The sequence below is a fragment of the Xylanibacter ruminicola genome (assembly GCF_900107775.1).
Lineage (GTDB): Bacteria > Bacteroidota > Bacteroidia > Bacteroidales > Bacteroidaceae > Prevotella > Prevotella ruminicola_C.
The window spans coordinates 528,050-550,136 of the sequence record NZ_FNRF01000002.1 but is presented as its reverse complement, the minus strand read 5'-3'; the positions used below and the strand labels follow the sequence as shown (position 1 = coordinate 550,136).

Genomic DNA, 22,087 nt, shown 5'->3' with positions numbered 1-22,087 from the left:
ATGCCAAATAACAATCACAATAACGAGGAGCCAACTCCTATTTATACATTTGATGGGCTTAAAGACTTGTTGCGCTCATTAGGATATAATGTAGGAAATGCAGAGGGATATCGCCCTTTGCCTGTAACAGATTTAGGTGAATCAGAAATTCGCAACAATATTGTCATGCAGGATGATGGTATTTTTTATAGAGACGATACTGGAACACTGAGAAAGATTTTCATGTATAAGCGTAGTTATAGGCTTTCAGAACATGGAAAACCACGTTTTCATATTCGTCAATGCGAAGTAATATCTGATTTCATTCGACGTGGTGCTTTTCATGCAGACTACCGAGGTGCTAATGTGGAAACTGTAACTGTCAGGGATAAAGACAATGATGATACAGAAACGGAAGTTACAGATCTTCCTCTTTGTAAGTTCTGCCAAAAAATGGCATCTGATGAGTTTCCTCATGTTATTACATCAAGCCAATTTGTTGAAAAATTGAAAGAAGAAGGAGAAACAATTAGCGAAGACACAGATACAGAGGTGGACCATTGGGGATATACAAAAGACTGGGCGACCATAAAGGATCGATATCTGAAAAAATCAAATTACACATGTGAGAAATGTGGAACTCACTTGTCAAATCCATTTGATTTCCATCTCTTAAAGGTTCATCACAAAAATGGTAAAAATGCAGATAACAGAGACTCAAACCTAGTTACTCTATGCCCCATCTGCTATGCAGAAGAAACCAAAAAGACTCCATCGAAAGCGGAATCACTTATTATAAATGAATTTGGGAAATACATCCTTGAGAATTATCTTCGGGAAAAGGACTATACATGTGAGTTATGTGGTTCCCATGTATCTTCAAGAACGGATTATCATTATATGAAAGTGCACCATAAAAACGGGCACATGAATGATAATAGACCTTCTAATCTCCAATGTGTTTGCCCACATTGTTGGTTAACCGTTAAACCAGGAATGTTCAATCAGGAGGAATATAATGAAGCTCAAGCTTTCATAGATAAATACCGTAAGTAATATGAATATTCAGATAGAAATTCAAAAGATAATAAGTACCTATGGCCGTGACATAATTAAAGAGCGGCGTTTAGTCTACATTTTGTCAGACTATGGTATTCTTAAGGATTTACGCGCTGAGCGTCGAATATTATTAGATATCATTGATGAAGGCTATGCAGAACAAATGATAATGCTGCAGCCTGACAGACAGGACAACAGTTTAAAGATATGTTCTTTTATATCCGAAGTTCATCAGAAAACCGGCTATCAGGTACAAAAGTTAATAACCGTCTTTAAATGGTTGTCTGATAGTCTGGGTATAGTTACAGTACCTTTTGAATCTATACTCCATGTTGAGCAGGAAGCTCCAATAAAAGAGATTATTATCAAAGGAAAATATAAAGTCAAAGACCCAAGAGCTATTGATAAAGTATACAAGCTGCCTGTTGATTCATTTTCTAAATCATCCAACAAAACAACTGGAGTCAAAGACTCTAAAGGTATGATCTTGGAACGAGCTGCAGCCAAAGCTGCTGAAGAACATATAAAATATGTTTTGTCTGAATTCAAGGTGGATACTGCTGATATAGATTTTAGTGAGACTCCATCCATGTACTATGCTGTTATAACACTTGCATCAAACATAAGAATCACAAAACTTATCTATCTTAAAGACACGATTGCTGAAGCAATTTCTTCTACAGGCTGTAGAATTATTGCTCCCATTCCAGGTACAAACAAAATCGGAATAGAGCTTATCAAAGAACAGCCAATGGCTCCTTCATTCCAATCGATACTTCCTCAAGAAAAGCCGAAAGACTCACTTTGCTGTTCTTTAGGACTTATGGCTGATGGTTGTCCATTGTCGATAGATTTTAGTAAAGTAGGCCATGCTTTAATTGGTGGCCAGCCTACCAGTGGAAAAACCAATTCTCTGAATACGATAATTTACTCGCTTATTAGTTGCTACTTCCCATACGAATTTAAGTTAGCCCTTTTTGACCTGAAAGGTGCTGGTCTAAATATCTATGAGGGCATTCAAAAGAATTATCTAGTTGAATTTGGAGAAAGTTCTAACATTGCAGATACGACAGTTTCTGCAGCTCAATTATTATTTGGTCTGGCTGAAGATCTCACCCTACGCAAAAGCCATTTCTTAAAAGCCTCATGTAATAACATAGATGAATATAACAAGCTCTATCTGTCAGGTGAACTTGATCCTTTGGAAGGCCACAGTTTTACACCTCGTATCATTATCATTATTGACGAATTATCTGATATAATGCAACTTTCTAACTATCAGAGCACAATGAAATACATTCTATCAGAAGGTGCTCAATATGGCTTTCATATTGTCGCATCCACACGTCAAAATATCAGAAGGAATATGCTTACAGAAGAAATGAAAAAAGCATTCCAAGCTCGTATTTCTTTTAAGTTAGAATCATCTATCGAGTCAAAGTCTGTTTTAGGTTCTTCTGACGCTGTAGATTTATATGCAATTGGGGATGCTTTATTGTTTGATCCTACGACAGCATCAATAAAGCATTTTTCTACTCCGTATATAGATAAAAACACGAAAGACATCGTTACGCAGTATATTAACACACATCCTATTATTGAATCATATAGGATTAAGTCTGATTCCATCGATTTACCTGAAAAGCAACCCAAGTTGCATTCTATTTCATGCAGCGATATAGATAAAAATACAATTATACAAGCTGTTTCTATACTACTGCAGGGCGGAAAATGTAATGAGGCATCTTTACAGAAGGCAATGTCTTGTACATTCAACACCGCTCATCAAATACTTCTTAAGCTGGATGAGTCTGGTATCACAAAGAAGGAGAAGAATATACGAACATTGATAGTAAAAGATTTAGCAGAGGCAGTATCAAAAATGTGATTGTGCCTCACTCTCATCACCAGTCTGACAAATCAGACTGGTGCTTAACTTTTTCTGCAACATCATCATCAAGGTGAGGAAAGAACTTCATCTTTGTTACACGTTCAACTTGACTTATTGAATTCACATACATATCCTTTTTCCTATTTCCGTCAGTATTCCTACATATAAACCCGATGCCTTTAGGTTCACCATTAAGGCATAGAACAACTTTAAAAAATGCTTCAGGAACAACAACTTGTGTTTGCCCAATCGTTTCATGCTCTTGATTGAATAAGATTGGACCACAAACAATATAAACATCACCATATCTATCAGCCCAGTTCCTGCATGATATTTCAATCTGATTCCAAACCCCACTATTCAAATTTCTATTCTGAGGACATACATTAGTGAAAAGAAAAGACTCATACATAGCATCAGGATTCCATTTATTATCACCTGCTGGGCACATATGGCCACGGCTCCATCCCGAATCTTTATAATCATAGTTATTTGCCCTAGGTAATGGGACATCTACATCTTCATGAAACGCATTCCCAGACCTCTTAAAGCTACCTGTGGTATGATCGGAAGTCAAATGCCATGCAACCCAATTAGGAATTTTTGTATCTTTGTTATAAGAGACAACATATCCTTTCCTATAAAGAATTTGCTCCGATACATTTTGCAAAGGCGAAGGAATATCTATCGATTGAATATCAAATTCCTCCGCATTAGTATCATCTTGTATAGCTATTGACTCCTTCGTATTCGCGTTATGAGATATTACCGTTCCTTTGGTACTGCATGTAACTATAATTGCCAAAGCTAGCAATACAGATGCGGAAAGCCAATACTCTTTCAAGAAACCTTTCATATTGTCGTTATTAGAATATACAATGCAAAAATACAAAAAAAGAAGGATATTATTCCATCGTACAACCAAAAAGTACACAAATCATAATATTTTGTCTCTAAATCAATCAACAATTCTTTCTTTTTACTATATTTGCGACATAAAACGTACCCCTCATTCCCCCGCGAGGTTGTATCGTTTTTGCCGACTATTTGAGACATTGAGTCGTGAGACTCTACTTTTTGCTAAAGCGTGGGCATCGCTGACTTATTCTTTGGACTCTGTCTTGGATTTCCTGCGAGGCTTCTTGGACGCTGAATAATAGCAAATGCTTTTTATATTACCCAAAAGTCTGAGACGGCGAGCCGTGAGGTCCGCCGTTCTGTTATTTGCAGCTTTCTCATTTAGCAGACACACTGTCTCGTGCTTCTCCCAAATTCGTCCGAAAACGTCCCAAATGTCTCCCGAAAGCGTCTCAAAGGTCTCCCGCAGACGTCCCAGAGGCTTGATGTCTCCCGGAGACGTCCCAAATAATCCAGTTCTACATCCTCAGATTTGCCACCATCCATTGTTCATCTCACGCTTGAATGCCTTCACATCCACGAAAGAGGTATTTTGCTTTCCACTTCAACATTTTTGTTATCCTTACTTTGATACTTTATCGTCAAATCTCTAAAACTTATCTGTACTTCGATGTAATCTGCCAGTAAAGTAGGGTAGTGGCCACTCTCAGCTATCCCCTGTACCACAAGGTAAATAGGAAAATCAGCACACATACCTCGTACATCACTCACCACACCTTATACACAAAGGAAAGACAATGCAGATATAGCCCAAAATAGGATGGGGTAGCAATAGCACTTGTTAGTACCTGCCGTGGGTTGGATGTTTGCTGAATCTGTGTCATTGACATTCTCTATACATGTCGGACTTCTCATGATAGCTACCTATGAGGCCCTTTACTTATTTTTCCTTTGCAAATTTAGCGCAATCCCGTGCTCCTCAAGTACTGGTCACTAGCTCCCGATTCCTGCTCAAAAATCACAGCAGCCTTCCGCATTTTCTTCTTCACGTCAGGGCCTAAAGAAAATGGGGTATTCCGTTATTTTTGCTGGTAATTCCTTGCATTAAAGCTCTTTCCGATTGCTGCTCTTATATGCACGTAAAAATTACAAAAGCTCCTCGGAGCTTATCATTAACAAGAAGTCAAACATTAAAAAAATAAGAATTATGACACAGAATGTACAAACATCAGTTTTCACCCACAGCAGGTTGTATAACAAGCGTTATTATCTGGGCAATATCTACAATGTAGTTGTTAATTGCGAAGGTGGTGAGTATTACGAGTACGAGGTTGAAGCCGATACATTTGCTAAGGCTACAGAGATAGCAGAGAGCATGGCCAATGATCTGATGGCAGATATCACATATGTCGAAGTATATAAAGTTTAAGAATAAAGTATTTCAAAGATAAGTCTAACAATTTAAAAATATTAAAGTTATGGAAGCAAAAGTTATTATCATTTCAGTAGTGAAGTCTAACAAGAGTGAGAACAATGTTTGGATGGTGGCCATCACAGGTGAAGAACAAGGTAAGGCATACTGCAAGAGCCCATACAAAGCCATGCGTTTCGCTTTTCTCCTGAAGAAGCAGACAGGATATAGCATCGAGGATGCATCCCTCAAGGCCCTCTCAGAGGAAATTGCAAAGCAGAAAGCTGAAGCTGCTGCTGCCGAGCCAGAGAAGCCTGCAGAGCAGGAGGCCCAGCAGCCAGAGGCTGAAGAGAAGCCTAAGAAGCAGCGCAAGCCTCGCGCTAAGAAGGAGCCCAAAGTGGTTCAGATGGCTCCAGAGCCACAGCAAGAATTGATAGCATTCCTTTAAGGAGTGCTATCTTTTTACAGAATTAAAATAAGCTGTTCCTTATACCATCAAAAAAGGCTCGCTTCCCAGCGAACCTTTCCTGAAAAAAATTACTTAAAAAACTAAATTAATCAACCATAAACCTTAACCACTGCAAAGATATACATTTCTTTCGGAATTGATGTTTATTTTTCGTCATTTTTTGTTGATTCTACATTATTTAGCGCAGATTAAACAATGTTACACTTTTTTTAAACATCTTTTCGTGTCTTTTCCCCGCCCACCGCCCAATTGTATCTTTGCAGAAAAAAGATATGGCCACCGTTATCAATACAAAGTTTTCCTCCATATGCCTCACAGCTGACTTGCCTGAAGAGGTGGAGATAGAATCGCTCACACCGCAAGTCACTGTCACTATAAGCATCGACGAGGTGGAAGTCTTTTCCTCAGCGTACTATATCTACGGATTGAAGGCATATGTACGTGACATCCAGTCTATCGTCGAGTCAGCGATGTTGCAAAAGAAGCTGGCCATCGCCTCGTTCGTCCTGAATGTCAAGGATTACGAGAACTTTACCTACACATCGGGTGTCATCAAGGTAGTATACAGTCATTTGAAATCACTTAAAGGCGCAGAACAAGCACTTTTGGGCGCTTTCCTCACTACACGCAAAAGTGCATTGCTATCACAAACATGCCCCTTTACGCTATACAACTATGCCCAGCCATATCAGCAGAGTTCAAACTATTGCGATATCTATTACAACATGCCATCAGTACAGTCGATGCTCAAATCAACAGTTACGTTCGGCAATAAACAGTCCGACACACCCAAAATCATCGCATCTGAGGCCAGTTATGCGCGGTTCCAGAATCTGTTGGCGCTTAGTGGCATTTACAACGCCACCATACATCGGGTTTTTTATAGAATAGGGGAGCGCGAGTTCAATATATATTTCTCACCCACCGCTCCATCTGATACATTCCAGTTCAAAGGTAATTTTAATCTTTGGGAAACGGTTTGCCTTTTCGGCGCTACTAATTCAAAAACGGAGATCGACCGTTCTGAAGCTATCTGTGGTAATAAGGTTGCTTATTACGACACTTCCGTCAAAGTCAAACACGAAGTGGAGACAGCACCACTTACACTATCCGAAGCACAGTTCCTTACTCAGCTTCTCTCTTCCCAGGAAATCACTCGAGAAGTTGCTGACGGGCTGTTCGCTCCAGTCATAATATCTGATATATCATCAGAAGTATCTGATAATAATTCTAACCCCATCCGCTTGAAGTTCACCTGGACTTATGCGGACCAAAACGAGTTTCTCCAATGAATAGTATCCACATCACCACAGCCCGGCTGATTCTCAACCGTCCTGAGCCTGTCGATATCCGTCTATGGACGTCTAAGGGCGAGATCCAGGAGTGGCACCGCTGTATCTGTATCAAGTACGACCACTACAAAGGCACACGTAAGTTCAAGCTGCTCGATTCTAATCAGATTCGTCAGACTCGCGAGTGCTGTATCTTCATGCTCAACGGCATGGAAGTCTACCTGTAGCATGCCTTTATGCCGAACTTTTTCCGAAGAATTATCGCTTATTCGGAAATATTTCGTATCTTTGCACCCGGAACAAGCGGACTAAAAAGGTCGTCGCTGTTCCTGCTGCTCATGCATCTGTGCTTCTGCAGCATCTTATTGGTTAACGAAGCTGACGCGCTTCTGTCTTGCACACTCGAATCTGGAAAATTCAAACAAAGAACAAGACGGGGTACGACGGTTCACGTATATATTCGTGGGCTTGTCGTCTCATGTTCTTTTCTTTACGGCAATCCAGAGCCTGAGTGTGAAGACGTGGGATACGCAAGTCCACGTTCTTTTTGTATAAATCAAACTAGCCAGAAGCATCAGCAAAAGATATTTTGTATTTGGGACTATACCACCTGTGAAGGCATGTATGATCCACAGTCTTTTTCTTTTAGAAATTGACTAAGCTATAAGTAAATTTTAATGAGTAAAGTGGCCAGCTTGTGAAAGCCAGCCACTTTTTTATTCTGCTTCAGGAATGTCGCTCCACTTCGTAGTGTAGCTCGGACTGCGGAAGTCGTGCTTAATGCTATCTCGGAAAACACTTGCTTTACCTTTGCCGTCTTTGGCCGTATATTGTTGCGAGCCAAGCACGACAGTTTCACTACCGTTTATTCTATTGATACGGTCGATGGCTTCATCCAGCTTTCGCTTCTTTTCATATTTTTCGGAATCGTAGTCGATGAAGTTGGTCTGTACAGCCGAAGTAGGGCAGATGCCCATCACAATTACACCAGCTCGCTTGTACTGGTACCCTTGTCGGAATATCCTTTGGGTACATCGCAGCGCACATTGCACGATATCCTGTGTGCTACTGCTGGGTGTTAGCAGTCGTTCCTCGGCATAGTTCCAATACTGGGGCAAATCTTCTCTGAAGTGGTTAGTATCGATAAACACACTCACTATCGCCGCTGCCGATTGTTGTTTGCGTAGCTTCTCGGCACAATGGGCGGCAAAGTTGCTGATACTGGTTCGCAGCGTCTCAAAGTCGTTCACCATCCCGGGGAAACTCCTGCTGGTACAGATGCTTTTCTTCTTGCTCATATCCTCCAGCAAAATGCAATCCTCGCCATTCAGTTCACGCCAGGTGCGCTCAACCACCACATTAAAGGTGGATCGAATCCAACTTCGGCTTTGAGTTGCAAAATCATAGGCTGTCTTGATGCCTATAGCTTCAAGTCGCTTCGCATACTGTCGGCCTATGCCCCAAACCTCGCTGATAGGATAAAGTTCCAGGGCCTTGTCGCGACGTGACACATTATCTATATAGCAACAATGGTGGAATCCTGGGTATTTCTTGGCAAAATGACTGGCCATTTTTGCCAAGGTCTTAGAAGAGGCAATGCCGATGCTTACCGGCATGCCCGTGCATTGTTTGATGCGCTGATGCATCTCCTCGCCCCATGCTTTCAGGTCGAGATGCTCCATACCTTTCAGCATACAGAAGCCTTCATCTATACTGTAACGATAGAATTCAGGCACCTCCTTTCGGATAAGCGACATCACTCTGTCGGTCATATCGATATACAGTTCGTAGTTCGACGAGAATACCGCTATTTCCTGTCCAGGAAAGAGGTCTTTTAGTTGGAAGTAGGGAGTTCCAGCTTTGATGCCCATTGCTTTTGCTTCGTTTGAGCGTGCAACAACACAGCCATCGTTGTTCGATAGTACAACGACGGGCTTTCCGTTGAGATCGGGCCTGAATACACGCTCGCAGCTCACGAAGCAATTATCACAATCTATAATGGCAAACAATAGCTATTCCTCCAGTCTCTAATTGTAAAAATTACTTTTCCCCAGACAGTAAACTCGTCTGATGAATCGATGATAATCGGTTTGAAATCCTTATTGGCTGGCACCAATCGGATAAAGCCCTGATCCTTAGTCGACGTATCCAGGTACTTCACCGTAAACCCACCGTTAACATACGCAGCCACGATATTGCCGTGTACCATCTCTTCTGCTTTGTCTACCAGGCACAAGTCGCCATCGAAGATGCCGGCCTCTTTCATAGAATCGCCTTTCACACGCACATAGAAAGTACTTTCGGGGTGCTTGATAAAGTCGCGATTGAAATCCAGCCTGTCTGCAGGATAGTCACTGGTAATAGGGAATCCGGCTGCTATCGCATCGTACATCGGCAGCTCCAGCTCCGTAGATACATCTGCTTTTTGTATATCTGGTTCTTTCATTTTCTTCATTTTGCTGCAAAATTACAATTTTCTCACTAATTCCAAAAATTATTAGCCAAAATGTTTGTATTTCATTTATTCTTTGTACCTTTGCGTTTGGTTTTTGGCCATGGGCATTTTGCCCATACCTAAATTTTTTCATTCATACCCCTGTGAAGGGCAAGAATGAGTGAGTACAGGTTTTATTCCTGCCTCGGGTTAGATTATATAATTGTATAGATTATGGCTGGCTGTGAAGCTCGCCATTTTTTGTGTCTTTTTTCATCCCTAGTCATATTCATATCTTTGCCAGAAAAATCACCGATATGAATAATTTCGTTTCCTTCAACTCTGTTGAATCCATCCCGGACCTCAAAGCCAGCGCCGCATTCACTGTCAACAGCTCCGAAGTCTTCAAGGAGCAGTATGATATCATCCCCCGTACACTGGCCGAAGGTTACCAGTATATGCCCTGGGGCGCAGACAACGAGATGCCTTACCGCATTCTCGAGCTTATTGAGTCCGACGAGACACTATCCACCTGTCAGATCTTCAACGCTGAAGTCTGCTATGGTTCCGGCCTGGTCTATGACACATCCCAGGCCAGTGCTGCCACCAAGTCACAAGTCCAGGAGTTCCTGATGGATAACTCTCTGGCCTCGTATTTCCTCGGTGTCTGCCAGGATTTCAAACATTTCGGTTTTTGTGTGTCTATCATCATTCTGAGTTCTGATGGTTCAAAAGTTGTACGTATTCTTCGCAAAGAGGCCTGCTACTGCCGTTTTGCTCCTGCAGACAAGTCTGGCCGCATACCGTATATCCTGTATGCGAACTGGCGAAAGTCTATCTCCAGTAAGGACGAAGTCGAGAAGATAGAGCTCCTGGATTTCCATTCTCCTTGGGCAGATCTGCAGGAGCGTCTCAAGCCCGCTAAAGGTAATAAGCCCAAATCCAGCACCCGCAAGTTCGCCATCGTCAGCCGTGTTCCAACACCTGACAGCACCTATTATCCCATCCCTTATTATGGTTCTCTATTTAAGGGCAACTGGTATAATATCAAGCGTCTCATCGGCATGGCAAAGGAAGCTAAATTGAAGAATTCTGCACCTATCAAGTATCACATCGAGATCGCCAATCGATTCTGGGACGGAATCTTCAAAGCCGAAGGAATTACCGACCGTAAGAAGCAGATGGATAGGGTAGTGGAGGAGAAGGAAAAAATCATCAACTTCCTGACGGGTATGGAGAACTCTGGTAAGGTTCTTTTCTCTACGTTCTACATCTCCCCAGATGGTCACGAACAACATGACGTAGTTATTAATAAGGTAGAAACGGAAAAGGAAGGTGGCGACTGGTCGACAGATATTATCGAAGCCGTCAACATGATGTGTTTTACGATGCGCGTTCATTCTAACCTCGTCGGCTCAGTACCAGGAAAGAGTCAGACAAACAACTCCGGTTCTGACAAGCGTGAGCTCTATACCATCGCTCAGGCTCTGCAGAAGCCATATCACGACCTTCTTTTCACCGTTCACCATATCATTATAAGGTTCAACGGTTGGGAAGGCGTTCATCCCGATTGTCCATTCATCATGCTTTCAACGCTTGATGAAAATAGAGACGCTAAGCTTGTTACACCGAATAAGACAGAAGAATAATGAAACTGATTACCACCGACGAGCAGCTGCGCTTGCTCATACCTAACGTACTGGCCACCGTTGAGGGTGAGCCTACATTGATTGAGAAGCTTTACCCATATCTCGAGTCAGCCGAGCAGTGGGTAATGGACACTTTTGTTCCTGAAACCATATTCGACGAGATTGATGAAGCTGACAGCTCTGGTCCTAACGAGCGTTTCCGTTACCCCTTGGAAAAGCTCGTTGCCTATCATGCCTATATGACAGCTATCCCTTCGCTTGATTTGATCTTAACCCCAAATGGCTTCGGCATCGTCTCAAATCAGACTGTTGTTCCCGCTTCTCGTGAGCGCGTCGGCGCATTGATCGCCTCTCTCGAGTCTCAGCGCGACGCCGCTATCGAAGCCCTCATCATCCGTCTCTCCAGCAGAACAGACTGGCAGCAAAGCGAACCAGGTAAATACTTCGCCGCCACAATGTTCCCGTTCCTGAGCCTCTGCCGCCGTCTCGCCATCCGCGAACATATCTGGGACGCCTACCAGCAGCTGCGCGAACGTCTCATAAAGATAGAGTCCGTTCTTGCCGACACATACTTCTCTCACGAGCAGATGCAAGTCTTCCGCTCCCACGTATTCACCCAGCACCGCAGCGCATCTCCCCTCGAAGAGCAGGTGATTAAATCCCTGCAGTCCTACGAGTTGGAGCTACTAAACAACATCCAAGTTCACCCCCAATGTTATTACGACCTAGTCAACACCATCCGAGAACACGAAGACATATTCCCCGCCTGGCACACCTCCCCCGTCGCCGCACTCTACACCCCAAAGGTATTCCAAAACAAAAAAAAATCATCCGCTTACTGGTTTTAAGCGGATTTTTTTGTATATTTGCCCCAAATATCAAAAGCCTATAATAATTATGAAGATATTATTTCTAATATTATTCACTTGTCTATTTATCACATCTTGTTATAAAGATGTGTCAGGATCATATAAGTCACTACATTCTAAGCTTGTAGAATATAGCCAGTAATACTTGCTTGTTCCGTTAAAATTATATAATTTGCCACCAAATATATTCCATTTTTGCTTTAGGAACAAACAGTTATTCGTATTAAGTTTTAGTAATGGAAATAAAGAATATGTGAAGTAAATCCGAATAAAAGTTGCGCACGTCACAAATTTAGTGTAAGATCGTATGATAGGAATGGCCAAACAGCAAGGAACAAATGTTATGGTTTACAGCGAGACAGGCAGCTTTATGTTCAACAAGACAGGTAATCTTGTTGGTTATACATCAAGCACTGTTACCGTGAAGCAAGGTGGTACAACCTATGTTTATGGTGAACATGGAGAGATCAAGTTTACAATATAAAGCTGGGGTCCAGCCAGTATTAAATTAATTCAGAACAATTAGCAATATGGATAGTAATAGTGAAATTGAAGTATTTGTAAATTGTGAAGTATACCATGTTTTAAGTGATTGGGTAAAGCTCAATCTTAATAATGATATGATTTTTAAGATTGGCGCGAATAGGATTGAGATTATTATTAGAGGCTCAAAATATAAAATGGTATTGATAGATGCAGGAAGAAATCTGAGCCAGACAAAATATTTAGAACAGATTAAAAAACATTTGACTGAATATAAGAAAAAGTCGTATCCTGAATTACCAGATGGAGTCTATTTACGAAACCCTGGCACTCTTTATCCTTACATTTTGCCTTTGAAAGATGGACAAGTGGACGCCGTCAAGCAATATAATACGCTGAAAAGCATTGCTGAGACAAAGACATTCTTGTTATCTCCAGAACAATTACATAGATATGCTCATCATCTTAATTCGTCACAGATGATGTGCTATAATTTCTTTCGTCCCTATATCTCAGAAAAAGGAACACCTACAAAGGAACTCTTCACCATTCTTCAGACAGCGGATGTTCCTGTATCATTTTCCAACAATGCTAAATGTTTCTTCGAATATGAGCAAGAAGAAAAAGAATGGCAGGGGGAACGTACAAAGAATTCAAAAGGCACCAATTTCGATTTCTACTTGAGGTCTGGCGATGTAGAGGTATTCTTCGAGATAAAATATACTGAAAACGGCTTTGGAACATTTCGTAAGAATAAAGATGAATTTCTTCGTCACCAAGAGAAGTATGATTCTTTCTACTCTGAGAAGTTGGACGAATGTCCAGCATTAAAGAAGAAAGTCAAATATGGGGAAGAATTCAGAACTAATTATCAGCTTTTAAGGAATACGATTCGTACAACTGACAAGAATAAGTATGTCGTTTTCGTCTATGACGCAAATAATCCACATACCTATCGCCAGTTGAACCAGTTCTTAAGCGAGTATATTGCTGATGAATATAAAAATAACGTTATTGCACTTGAATGGCAAAAATTAGTAATAGCCTCTCATCCGAATCAGATTTTTGAATTTTGGAATAAATATCTTAACTACAAACTATAGTAAACTATGGCCAATATAAAGAGAACCATCAAACGGGCAACTACAAGTAAACGGTATAATCTATTGGGGTTGTTTAAATCTTCAGTAGATAAATCTTCCATTGAAATTATAAATGAGAACAACATACAATGGTGGAATCTCAAGGACCTTCTATTGGGAAAATTTGATTCAGTAGAAGAAGCCTGTCAATACATAAAAGATAATCCACAAAAAGAAGGTTTGGTTGCTTTTATAATTGAAAAAGATGCTAACCAAATTCCTCTTCAAATATGCATTCCTGGAGAGGAACATTTTCATGAGGCTTTAAATTTTTCTGAAGGCGAAAGGGTATTTGCTGCTGTCCATGCTCCTTATTTTGCCTTCCTACCATGCATTGTTGTTGGGGAAATCACAAAGGAATCAGAAAGAAAAGATTGGGAAATGAATGATCCCAAAGACTACTATCCAACATACGAAGATTATGTCAAGGACTGGGATGAATGGCATTGGACCTTTATGGAAGTACAGCCTCTTGTGAAACTGAAATCTCCAGAATGGGGATACACTATGCCTGATACTATTACAGTTCCCAAGATATATCTTTTCCCGATGGCTACGGAATAATCCAGCAGGGCTGCATAGTATTTTCTAATGCAGCCCTGCTGGATGATATGAATAGATTGCTTAGGAAACCGCGCCTGTTCATGTTCTGACTATTTGGGGCTATAAGCATACATAATCTCCATCCTCGCCACCACACTTCCGTCTGAAGCAAATCCCCACAAGGGAGTTTCCGTGTTAGCAAACAATCTAATAAAATCATTCAGAGGGAACACTTCTTCAACCTTTGGGTTACAATGTGGATTAATCTTTAGATATACCATCTTTATGATACACGTTGAGAAACGCTCTTTGCTGGACTGGAGATCATTTATCATGTCCTGTAAGTTATTGGTTTTATCAAAAACCACAGTCAGTTCCTTGTCTATAAGCAACTGTTCAATGTCCTCTTTTGTGATTCGGATAGTTTTTATCTTTGGTGCCAAACAGAAATCCATTACACACTTGCGGAAGGCCTCGCTTCCGTCATTCTTAATCGGTTTGTTATATTCTATCATCATACTATATAATATTTACCTTTATCTTATCGGGATAATTACAAAGATAGAAGGTATCTTTTGTAATTCCTGTGGCTCCGCCTTTAAAATCTATTTCTTTCAGGCCCATGTCAAAAGCAAAAGTATCTTCTGTTGTTAGCTCAACAGATTGTTTTACCGAGATGGTTTTGACGTAGGCATTATTACTGATGCATGCAATCTTATCAACACATTCAGGTACCACATAATGCTCTTGTGTAGTCCAGCAACACAACAGTTCTTTATTCTTGTCATCAATAAGGGCATCATTCTCTACATGAAAGCCCTCTGCATGACAAACTAGTCTGAAATCATCATGAGCTGAGACTATGCCAAACCCAATTTCTCTAACTGACGAAGGTATTTCTAACGACTTCAAGGAATTGCAACCATAGAAAGCCCAATACCCAATGCTCTCCAAACCATCAGGTAATTCGATAGTCTCCAAACCGGAGTTATCGAATATTTCTGGGCTTAAGCTTTTAAGGCCAGGAGGTAGTGTGATATTTCTTAAAGCGTGACAACCTTGGAAAACGTCATCCGCAATTTCTTCTAAGCCATCAGGCAAGTTAATTTCTTCAAGTTTTATGCAACCGTTGAACGCACCTACATCGATACGCTTGATAGTTGATGGCAGTACAACCTTTCTTAATTGGCGACAATCCTCACACAATGATCCTGGAATTTCTATCATTCCTTCTGGAAACACCAGTTCCTCAAAAGTCTCGCCTATAAATGCATTATACTTTAACTCTAATGCTGTTCTTAATTCAAGTTTCATATTTAACAATTTTACTTATTCCATAATACGAATAACAAAACGTTACAAAGCCTTTATTGGCCGTTTTTGATAGGGAATAAGGAAATATTTAGGATTCTTTAATAAATGAAGAATGATAATGGTGTCTTTTACACATTATATCTGCTTATGTATCTTTGCGACATGAAAGTATTCAATATAAAATCGCCCACCAATTGGGCCGAACTCACAGACAAGCAACTCCTCATGGTCTTTCACCTATTCGCACGCGACTTGTCTGCAGCAGAGGTCAAGGCCCTCTGCCTCATGAAGTGGAATCACTTAAAGGTGCTTGCCACTCTGCCGCGCCATCGTTTCCTCATAAAGCGAGGAAAAGAGCAGGTTGTGCTCAAAGCCAGGCAGATTCAGCAAGCCACCTCAGTTCTTGATTTCCTTGATTCCTTCGCCCCAATGCCCATTCGTATCGCACGTATCGGCAAGCACCGTGCTTTGCCAGCGGACTTCGAGAAGGTTCCGTTTGAGCAATATCTGTATGTTGACAACCTGTTCCAGGGTTATCTCAACACACAGCAGGATGAACTGTTGCTTCAGATGGCACAAATCCTATACGGAAGCGACCATGTGAAGCCCACGAAAGCCCATCTTGTAGGTATTTTCTACTGGATGGCCTCACTCAAACAGTACTTTGCCTCGCTCTTTTCGAACTTCTACAAACCAGCCCCAGCCAAAGGCGAAGGCAACCTGCTGGGCAGCAGCCAGCCAGATATCTATAGCCAGTTGCGTGACAGTACGAATGCCATGATCCGCGCCCTCACAGGTGGCGATATCACCAAAGAAGAGCGCATCCTGAAGATGGATACTTGGCGCGCCCTCACCGAGCTTGACGCTAAGGCGAAGGAAGCCGAAGAGCTTCGAAAGGCTTATAAGAAGCCTTAGCAAGATTGTTTCGCCGTTATTAAACAACAGCCTATTTACCAAGCATTTACATTTATTTCTTATACCTTTACTCATGTTACCATTTCTCCCACATACGCCTGAACAGCCGACACAAACAAAGAACAACGACACCTTCAATTGGGATGCCACATCGTTCTTTGAAGACCTGACCAAGCGCAACAAGTTCGCTCAGTCCAAGCACTTCACCTTCTGTCGAGTTTCTGGGCTTGACGGCTTCGAAGAAGCCCTGGCCAAATTGCAGACAAAAGCGGCTTTCGTCTGCGTGTCCGACATCTCACAGGGATTTACGGACATCAATAACACACCGCACACTCGCCGTGTTAAAACGGTGTTCCTGGCCATGCGCCACACCATAGATAATATGGTGGCCCGTCAGTCCTGTATGGATGCCATGCGCGAGCTGTTCCGACAGTTTATGTCTGTCCTGATCCAGGAGCACACTCGTCTGCAGCAGCACTCTATCTATATCGACCCTCGTATCTCCTTCCAGGAAATCGACCGCTATTTCTTCTCAGGCTGCGCTTGCGCATACTTCCAAATCGCCGTTGATACCTACACCGATTTACAATTCAACCAAGAGGAATGGACTTGAATCAGCATCCCGATCCACAAGGCGAGCGCGAGAAATACGTTCTCGCCTTCAACGACACTATGCTTAAAATCTGGCAAGAGCAGATCACGCTGCTGGATGTCATCGACACAGGCAGGCTGCTGCACTCCGTCAGCGCTTTACCAGTTAGAGCTGACGGCCGTTTTATTGAGATAGGCTTGTCTCAAGCCTTCCTAGAATACGGACTTTGGCAGGACTTCGGAACAGGAAAAGAAATCCCCAGAGGCAACTCCGGGGATATTGGTCGTGAAAAGCGACGTGTCGCTAAGAAGTGGTTCTCTCGAAAGTATTATTCCTCAGTTCTCAACCTCCGTGATTTCCTGGCTGATAACATCGGCCAGTCATTCGTCGGTGTGGTAGCCAAAGCCCTTGATGATAACTATCGTCGCTATAACCATTAAAGCATATCAATTACCTGTTTAGCTATTTCCTGGCTACAGAGTGCATAATTAGCAAATTCACAAATAGCGTCTTCCTCTTTACCTAAAACCTTTAATTCGACAAGATTCTTAGCCATAGCCACAAAAGCTGATTGACTCTTAAAGGACAATATATCATATACACTATTGATATATGATATTGCTTCATTTATATCATCATCATTGACAAGGTCAATATAGTATTTACAAGCGTCTGCATATCTTTCTTTTACTAAGAACAATCCAATACAATAAGCAGTATTATCAGTTGGTTTCAATCCCATATCACCGTAATTAGCACAATCTATTTCAGACTTGGTTAATTTCGACAATTCTTCCTTAGGATCTTTTATATTATTCTCAAGTAATTCTCTTATTTTAACCAGAAGAAGCGGAGCATTGGTAGTGAAAACATCAATAGCCTTATTGATATCTTCCTCTTTTTCCTTTCTAAGTAAAGCAAATTGTTCTTTTTCAGACATCCTCGCGATCTCCTCTAGTCTTCTTTTCTCTCTTTCTTTTTCAAATTCAATACGTTCTTTCTCTTTCTTTTCTTGATAAGCAAGTTGAGCCTGAATTTCGACCTCTTTATTAGCATTATCAGCCTTTATATCTTCAAGTTCCTTATTTATTGCTTCTTCAAACCTAAATAGAATACTCTTCTTTTCTTCATCATATTGCTCAGGAGTAATTACCCCCTTATCCTTAAATATAGATAAGTTATAAAGTCTCTCATATACTTCGTATCTTTCTACCTTTTTAATCTCCTCTTTTATTGGTTCGGCCATTACTGCTGTACCATAAGCAGTAACCATAAACATCTGTTTGCCCTTTCCACTGATTTCATCAAAATCAAAATGAACGCCTATAATAGCATCAGCACGCAAAGCAATTGCTTTAATTTCCAATGCACGAATTGCATCAGCATATATCTTATCGAGTTTCGATTGGTATTCCGTTGAATAACCACCAAAAACATCTGTGATCGATGCAAAGAAGTCAGAAAAGAAATTGACTCCGACTACAACATTCATATTTATAAGGCCAAGATATCTAATTATCTTATATCCCTTAATGTCATTTGTGGAAGTAATAATCATAATATATACTATTATAGTTCGCGATTTTGCTGCAAATATACAAAAATTAAAGAACTAAACAAAGAAAATGCTGTCTTTTCATAAAACAGAGTCATGAAATACCTTTGCACCATCAAATTTAAACCAATGCATCATGACCAAAGAAACAAGGACAGACATCCAAATTTATTCGGCAATCGCCATGCTTATAGCAGGTGTAGCTCTGGCGACAGCTGGCTTCATAGTTGCCCCTACAGGCATTATCTCAGACTCAGTACTCTTATTCTTCGCCCAGTGCCTAATATACGCAGGTTCTATCTTTGGCGTGAGTATATACATTCACACCAAGTTTGCCGAACTAAAATCTAGGTTCGACACAATAGAGGAGGGAGGTATCCAATGAGAGAGATAAACAGGATTATCTGCCACTGCACGGCTACGCCCGAAGGCCGAGTCCAGACTGTCGAAGATATCAGACGTATGCACGTCAAGGACAATCACTGGTCCCACATCGGATATCACTATCTGATATACCTCGACGGCACCATCCATCAATGCCTGGATGAGTCCATCCCTGGCATACACTGCTCAGGTTATAATAAGCACTCCATCGCAGTCTGCTATGTCGGCGGTTGCGCTAAAGACGCTAAGCTTACCGAGAAGGATACCCGAACACCAGCCCAGAAGGAAGCATTCGTGAAGATCCTGACGGAACTTCACAAACGCTACCCACAAGCCACTCTTCATGGCCACCGCGAATTCGCAGCCAAGGCCTGTCCTTCGTTCAATGTCCACGAGTATGACTACATCTTTAAATAGACAACACAAAATATGAAATACTTTTCTCGCTCACTTTACTCTGTTATTTTGTTTTCATTTTGTCTGTCACTTGCCGCTTGTAAGACAGTGCGCACGTCCGAAAAGGCGGTAAGTGAAAGTGAGACGGCAGCCGTGACGGCATCCCGTCTCACTTTTTACCGCACCCTCGATTCTCTCTCCAGACAGTTCCATCTGTCTGCAGACAGCATCTCAATGATATTCTTTAATGAGTCTCGGGAGTTTCCAACAGCGTTTCCATCAGGGATAGAAGGCTGGTTGGAAACTCCCTTTGACTCACTCACACCACAAGTCCCCAATAGCCATCAGCGCCCACGAGACGCTTCGCGTCCCGTCCTCGCTTCGCCATTTCCAAAGTCCCTCCACATCTACGGACTACACCTCGGTGCAAGCACCAAGGAGAAGTCCGTCACCGCCACCGATTTGAAGGACAGCGTGGTCATGGCCACCCAGTCCCAAAAGCTCAAATCGGCCACCAAGCAAAGCTCTCATCCAAGCTCCGCTCCTACGAATCTTGTGGTTCTTTCTTCCATACTTGCATTAATAATAATCTCTTATGTCATGAAAAAGCGTTTTCATTAATCTGTTTATGAAGTTTTAGAAAAATATTGGGACAGCCGTGAGGCCATTCCCAATATTTTTTGTACCTTTGCCTCCGACAAGAATGATATTTATTATATACATTGAAATATATGAATCTAGAATATGCAAGGGTATCAGTAGAATCACCCGAAATTGAAATTAAAAAATCCCGTAGTCATGTGCTGACTTACGAAGTAGAGAACAGCGATATCCAGGATGAATTCACAGTAAAATTCTAAAGATGAATATGAAAAGTGAAACCTTCCAAATTGCCTCCGACATCCAATGGGAAGATGCCGGTGATGGTGTTGTCCGTCAGATAATGGCATATGACGACAACCTAATGATGGTGAAAGTGAAATTCGAGCATGGAGCCGTCGGCCCCATCCATCAACATCCACATACCCAAAGTACATACGTGGCCAGTGGATGTTTCGAAGTTTCTATCGGCGACGAAAAGAAGACTCTCAAAGCTGGCGATGGTTATTATGTAGCTCCCAACCTGCCACATGGCTGTGTCTGTTTGGAAGCAGGCATTCTTATCGACACCTTCACACCGATGCGAAAGGATTTCCTCAAATAGAAATCCCTTCGAAATCGGCTATGATCAATAAGCAGGAGTGAATAAAATTCGCCCCTGCCTTTTTTTTCGCACTTTCGTACGCTCGTCCCGCCCACAATCCCCTGCGGTCCTTCAATCATCATCCGATGCTTGGCTTGTATGTATGTTCGGGCATGCCACTCGCTCCAGGTTGCCTGCAAAGAGCATAAGCGCTGCTGATGCGGTGAGCGGCATGGCCTCAAAGAAGTAAGTATCGTCAAGTCCAGCAAGCAAGTTCCTGTACCAGCCAATACACACTCCTTTGTCCTGAAGGAGCGGCTATGCTGCTCGCCGCGCAGCACCCACGCACATTTTGTCAGCCTTCCACGAGTGGCAAAGCTCCGCCCATCCACACAAGCGATGTACAAAGTCCATCAAGTCCCTTGCCTATAAAGCCTTCGGCTCACCATCAATTAAAAATTCCTATAAACATTCGTCCATTTCAAATTAATTCCGTATCTTTGCAGCAGAAAATTGCATCAAGAGTGGCACAATTTGCCCACCAACCGGCCAACTGTCGTAGGCATCGGTGGTAAAATGATGTGAGTGAGATTGTTTAACCCACTAAAAATTTACGATGATGGAAATCAGAAAGATTGAAAAAAGTGATTTAGTATTGTTCCCACGCCTACAGAAGCCTGGGCTAAAGCCTAAGCATGTTGCCTTCGAGTCCTTCAAGGCAGAGTTGAAACACATCGAAGGACATGGTTCCTATTGGCTCCTGTACCAGCAGGACAAGCCGCACCTTGTCGTGCACGTGCAGTTGCCAAAAAGCGAAGCCGAGTTTGATAACATCCTCGGTTGGTGTCTTGGTCAGAACAAATGGTGTGATTACATCGAGGCCGACCTCTCTTTCATCTGTGTCATTGCAGGTTACAATGCAGAAGAGCTAACACCAAAGTATCCAGACTTCTTCAAAGAGCGTGTTTACGCACTCTACGATTCTGTTTACTGGTGGTACAAGTACGGCAAAGCCCTGCTAAAACAGTAGTTCCAGCCGAAAGAGGCAGCGGACAAGCCACTGTCACATTCGGCTCTGGAGTCAAGCAGGAGAGAACAGCCAACAGAAAAGTCAGGGGCACGTTAAGGCTCTGGTGAGCCAACACTCTGCCTCTGCTTTTCTTTATGTCTGTTCACCCCTGCCAAGTACCGCACATCCGTGCGCCAGGGCGGACACACATCGGCTATGATTTCAATCAAAGATTGAGGTCAAGCCGAAGCGTGTCTGATTCGCCCATTCCACAAGTACGCCACGCAACCCTTTGCCAGGTCAAAGGGATTTCGTGTCGCACCTGTGGCTCAGTACCGCACATTCGCCGTTTTAGCCGAATTTCAAAGGCTTTTGAGCCTATGTGCAACCTCGGGGGCTTTCTTAACAATATCCGACTTTAAACCCCATCTTCTAAACATCTGTTTACATATTCCGCTTCTTCTGAGCGTTGGGAGCGGGAGGCGAGGGCAGGGCGCGTGGGGGGTGTCTATCCCGACGGGTTAAGGGCACCGCCCTTAACAATCCCGTAAGTCATTGATTATCAGTAACCGAAAGGGTTATTAACTTAACTATTTTCGGTTTTAACAAATAAATGTGGGATAATCAATGAAAAGTGCCTGATGTGCGCCCCATACCTTC

The 22,087-nt window shown here is 42.1% G+C and carries 24 protein-coding genes and 1 riboswitch; of the genes, 18 read left to right on the top strand and 6 right to left on the bottom strand.

Annotated features, from left to right (window positions below):
• Both BLU97_RS06380 and BLU97_RS06375 read left to right on the top strand, forming a co-directional pair.
• The gene (locus tag BLU97_RS06380) at nucleotides 1-1,035 is read left to right on the top strand and encodes a hypothetical protein (RefSeq protein ID WP_074760748.1); all 1,035 of its coding nucleotides are present in this window, start codon (nucleotides 1-3) and stop codon (nucleotides 1,033-1,035) included.
• A 1-nt stretch (nucleotide 1,036) separates the two neighbouring features.
• Nucleotides 1,037-2,926, top strand: a complete 1,890-nt coding sequence (locus tag BLU97_RS06375) for a DNA translocase FtsK (protein ID WP_074760747.1) — start codon at nucleotides 1,037-1,039, stop codon at nucleotides 2,924-2,926.
• 16 nt (nucleotides 2,927-2,942) lie between these two features.
• Here BLU97_RS06375 and BLU97_RS06370 read toward each other — a convergent pair whose 3' ends face one another.
• The gene (locus BLU97_RS06370; protein WP_074760746.1) at nucleotides 2,943-3,785 is read right to left on the bottom strand and encodes a DNA/RNA non-specific endonuclease; all 843 of its coding nucleotides are present in this window, start codon (nucleotides 3,783-3,785) and stop codon (nucleotides 2,943-2,945) included.
• A gap of 1,209 nt (nucleotides 3,786-4,994) precedes the next feature.
• Here BLU97_RS06370 and BLU97_RS06355 point away from each other — a divergent pair.
• The 4 genes from BLU97_RS06355 (at nucleotide 4,995) to BLU97_RS06340 (ending at nucleotide 7,186) form a co-directional block, all read left to right on the top strand.
• Complete coding sequence (locus tag BLU97_RS06355; protein WP_013065252.1) at nucleotides 4,995-5,216, top strand: hypothetical protein; 222 nt, start codon at nucleotides 4,995-4,997, stop codon at nucleotides 5,214-5,216.
• A gap of 49 nt (nucleotides 5,217-5,265) precedes the next feature.
• Nucleotides 5,266-5,646: a hypothetical protein gene (locus BLU97_RS06350; RefSeq protein WP_013064634.1), complete on the top strand. Its 381-nt coding sequence runs from the start codon at nucleotides 5,266-5,268 to the stop codon at nucleotides 5,644-5,646.
• 491 nt (nucleotides 5,647-6,137) lie between these two features.
• Complete coding sequence (locus BLU97_RS06345; protein WP_175456316.1) at nucleotides 6,138-6,959, top strand: hypothetical protein; 822 nt, start codon at nucleotides 6,138-6,140, stop codon at nucleotides 6,957-6,959.
• A complete protein-coding gene (locus BLU97_RS06340) occupies nucleotides 6,956-7,186 on the top strand; it encodes a hypothetical protein (protein WP_013065682.1) in 231 nt (76 codons plus the stop codon). Before BLU97_RS06345 ends, BLU97_RS06340 begins: the two co-directional genes overlap by 4 nt.
• 489 nt (nucleotides 7,187-7,675) lie before the next feature.
• On the opposite strand, the gene BLU97_RS06335 is transcribed toward BLU97_RS06340, so the two are convergent.
• Complete coding sequence (locus BLU97_RS06335) at nucleotides 7,676-8,968, bottom strand: Y-family DNA polymerase (protein ID WP_074760742.1); 1,293 nt, start codon at nucleotides 8,966-8,968, stop codon at nucleotides 7,676-7,678.
• Nucleotides 8,953-9,414: a LexA family protein gene (locus BLU97_RS06330; protein ID WP_081352895.1), complete on the bottom strand. Its 462-nt coding sequence runs from the start codon at nucleotides 9,412-9,414 to the stop codon at nucleotides 8,953-8,955. Before BLU97_RS06330 ends, BLU97_RS06335 begins: the two co-directional genes overlap by 16 nt.
• A 296-nt stretch (nucleotides 9,415-9,710) precedes the next feature.
• Here BLU97_RS06330 and BLU97_RS06325 point away from each other — a divergent pair, with 296 nt between their 5' ends.
• From BLU97_RS06325 to BLU97_RS06310, 5 genes are all read left to right on the top strand, one after another.
• Nucleotides 9,711-11,042 carry a hypothetical protein gene (locus BLU97_RS06325; RefSeq protein WP_254771672.1) on the top strand — a complete coding sequence of 444 codons (1,332 nt, stop codon included), beginning with the start codon at nucleotides 9,711-9,713 and terminating at the stop codon, nucleotides 11,040-11,042.
• Nucleotides 11,042-11,890 (top strand): DUF6712 family protein, encoded by an 849-nt coding sequence (locus BLU97_RS06320; RefSeq protein WP_074760741.1) that lies wholly within the window; start codon nucleotides 11,042-11,044, stop codon nucleotides 11,888-11,890. The genes BLU97_RS06325 and BLU97_RS06320 overlap by 1 nt, the downstream gene beginning before the upstream one ends.
• Before the next feature lie 364 nt (nucleotides 11,891-12,254).
• Nucleotides 12,255-12,395: a hypothetical protein gene (locus tag BLU97_RS15970; protein WP_175456298.1), complete on the top strand. Its 141-nt coding sequence runs from the start codon at nucleotides 12,255-12,257 to the stop codon at nucleotides 12,393-12,395.
• 46 nt (nucleotides 12,396-12,441) lie between these two features.
• Nucleotides 12,442-13,497 (top strand): PGN_0703 family putative restriction endonuclease, encoded by a 1,056-nt coding sequence (locus tag BLU97_RS06315; RefSeq protein WP_074760740.1) that lies wholly within the window; start codon nucleotides 12,442-12,444, stop codon nucleotides 13,495-13,497.
• 6 nt (nucleotides 13,498-13,503) lie between these two features.
• Nucleotides 13,504-14,100 (top strand): hypothetical protein, encoded by a 597-nt coding sequence (locus BLU97_RS06310; RefSeq protein ID WP_074760739.1) that lies wholly within the window; start codon nucleotides 13,504-13,506, stop codon nucleotides 14,098-14,100.
• A gap of 89 nt (nucleotides 14,101-14,189) precedes the next feature.
• On the opposite strand, the gene BLU97_RS06305 is transcribed toward BLU97_RS06310, so the two are convergent.
• Both BLU97_RS06305 and BLU97_RS06300 read right to left on the bottom strand, forming a co-directional pair.
• On the bottom strand, nucleotides 14,190-14,597 hold the full coding sequence (locus BLU97_RS06305; protein WP_074760738.1) for a hypothetical protein: 408 nt from the start codon (nucleotides 14,595-14,597) through the stop codon (nucleotides 14,190-14,192).
• Nucleotide 14,598: 1 nt separating this feature from the next.
• Nucleotides 14,599-15,393: a leucine-rich repeat domain-containing protein gene (locus tag BLU97_RS06300; RefSeq protein ID WP_074760737.1), complete on the bottom strand. Its 795-nt coding sequence runs from the start codon at nucleotides 15,391-15,393 to the stop codon at nucleotides 14,599-14,601.
• A gap of 162 nt (nucleotides 15,394-15,555) precedes the next feature.
• On the opposite strand from BLU97_RS06300, the gene BLU97_RS06295 reads away from it, so the two are divergent.
• The 3 genes from BLU97_RS06295 to BLU97_RS06285 all read left to right on the top strand — a co-directional run bounded on the left by BLU97_RS06295 (nucleotide 15,556) and on the right by BLU97_RS06285 (nucleotide 17,340).
• Nucleotides 15,556-16,308 (top strand): hypothetical protein, encoded by a 753-nt coding sequence (locus BLU97_RS06295; RefSeq protein WP_074760736.1) that lies wholly within the window; start codon nucleotides 15,556-15,558, stop codon nucleotides 16,306-16,308.
• A gap of 73 nt (nucleotides 16,309-16,381) precedes the next feature.
• Nucleotides 16,382-16,921 (top strand): hypothetical protein, encoded by a 540-nt coding sequence (locus tag BLU97_RS06290; RefSeq protein ID WP_074760735.1) that lies wholly within the window; start codon nucleotides 16,382-16,384, stop codon nucleotides 16,919-16,921.
• Entirely contained in the window at nucleotides 16,912-17,340 is a 429-nt protein-coding gene (locus tag BLU97_RS06285; RefSeq protein WP_074760734.1) for a hypothetical protein, read from the top strand. Before BLU97_RS06290 ends, BLU97_RS06285 begins: the two co-directional genes overlap by 10 nt.
• Here the strand turns inward: BLU97_RS06285 and BLU97_RS06280 are convergent.
• Nucleotides 17,337-18,458 (bottom strand): YbjQ family protein, encoded by a 1,122-nt coding sequence (locus BLU97_RS06280; protein WP_074760733.1) that lies wholly within the window; start codon nucleotides 18,456-18,458, stop codon nucleotides 17,337-17,339. The two genes, BLU97_RS06285 and BLU97_RS06280, sit on opposite strands and share 4 nt — an antisense overlap.
• Nucleotides 18,459-18,836: 378 nt before the next feature.
• On the opposite strand from BLU97_RS06280, the gene BLU97_RS06270 reads away from it, so the two are divergent.
• The 4 genes from BLU97_RS06270 (at nucleotide 18,837) to BLU97_RS06255 (ending at nucleotide 21,448) form a co-directional block, all read left to right on the top strand.
• Entirely contained in the window at nucleotides 18,837-19,256 is a 420-nt protein-coding gene (locus BLU97_RS06270) for an N-acetylmuramoyl-L-alanine amidase (protein WP_074760731.1), read from the top strand.
• A 12-nt stretch (nucleotides 19,257-19,268) separates the two neighbouring features.
• On the top strand, nucleotides 19,269-19,856 hold the full coding sequence (locus BLU97_RS06265; protein WP_139208872.1) for a hypothetical protein: 588 nt from the start codon (nucleotides 19,269-19,271) through the stop codon (nucleotides 19,854-19,856).
• A gap of 241 nt (nucleotides 19,857-20,097) precedes the next feature.
• A complete protein-coding gene (locus tag BLU97_RS06260) occupies nucleotides 20,098-20,439 on the top strand; it encodes a cupin domain-containing protein (protein ID WP_074760729.1) in 342 nt (113 codons plus the stop codon).
• 489 nt (nucleotides 20,440-20,928) lie between these two features.
• Nucleotides 20,929-21,039: riboswitch (SAM-I-IV-variant riboswitch) on the top strand.
• Nucleotides 21,035-21,448 carry a hypothetical protein gene (locus BLU97_RS06255; protein ID WP_074760728.1) on the top strand — a complete coding sequence of 138 codons (414 nt, stop codon included), beginning with the start codon at nucleotides 21,035-21,037 and terminating at the stop codon, nucleotides 21,446-21,448. It overlaps the preceding riboswitch by 5 nt.
• The last annotated feature ends 639 nt before the right edge of the window (nucleotides 21,449-22,087 follow it).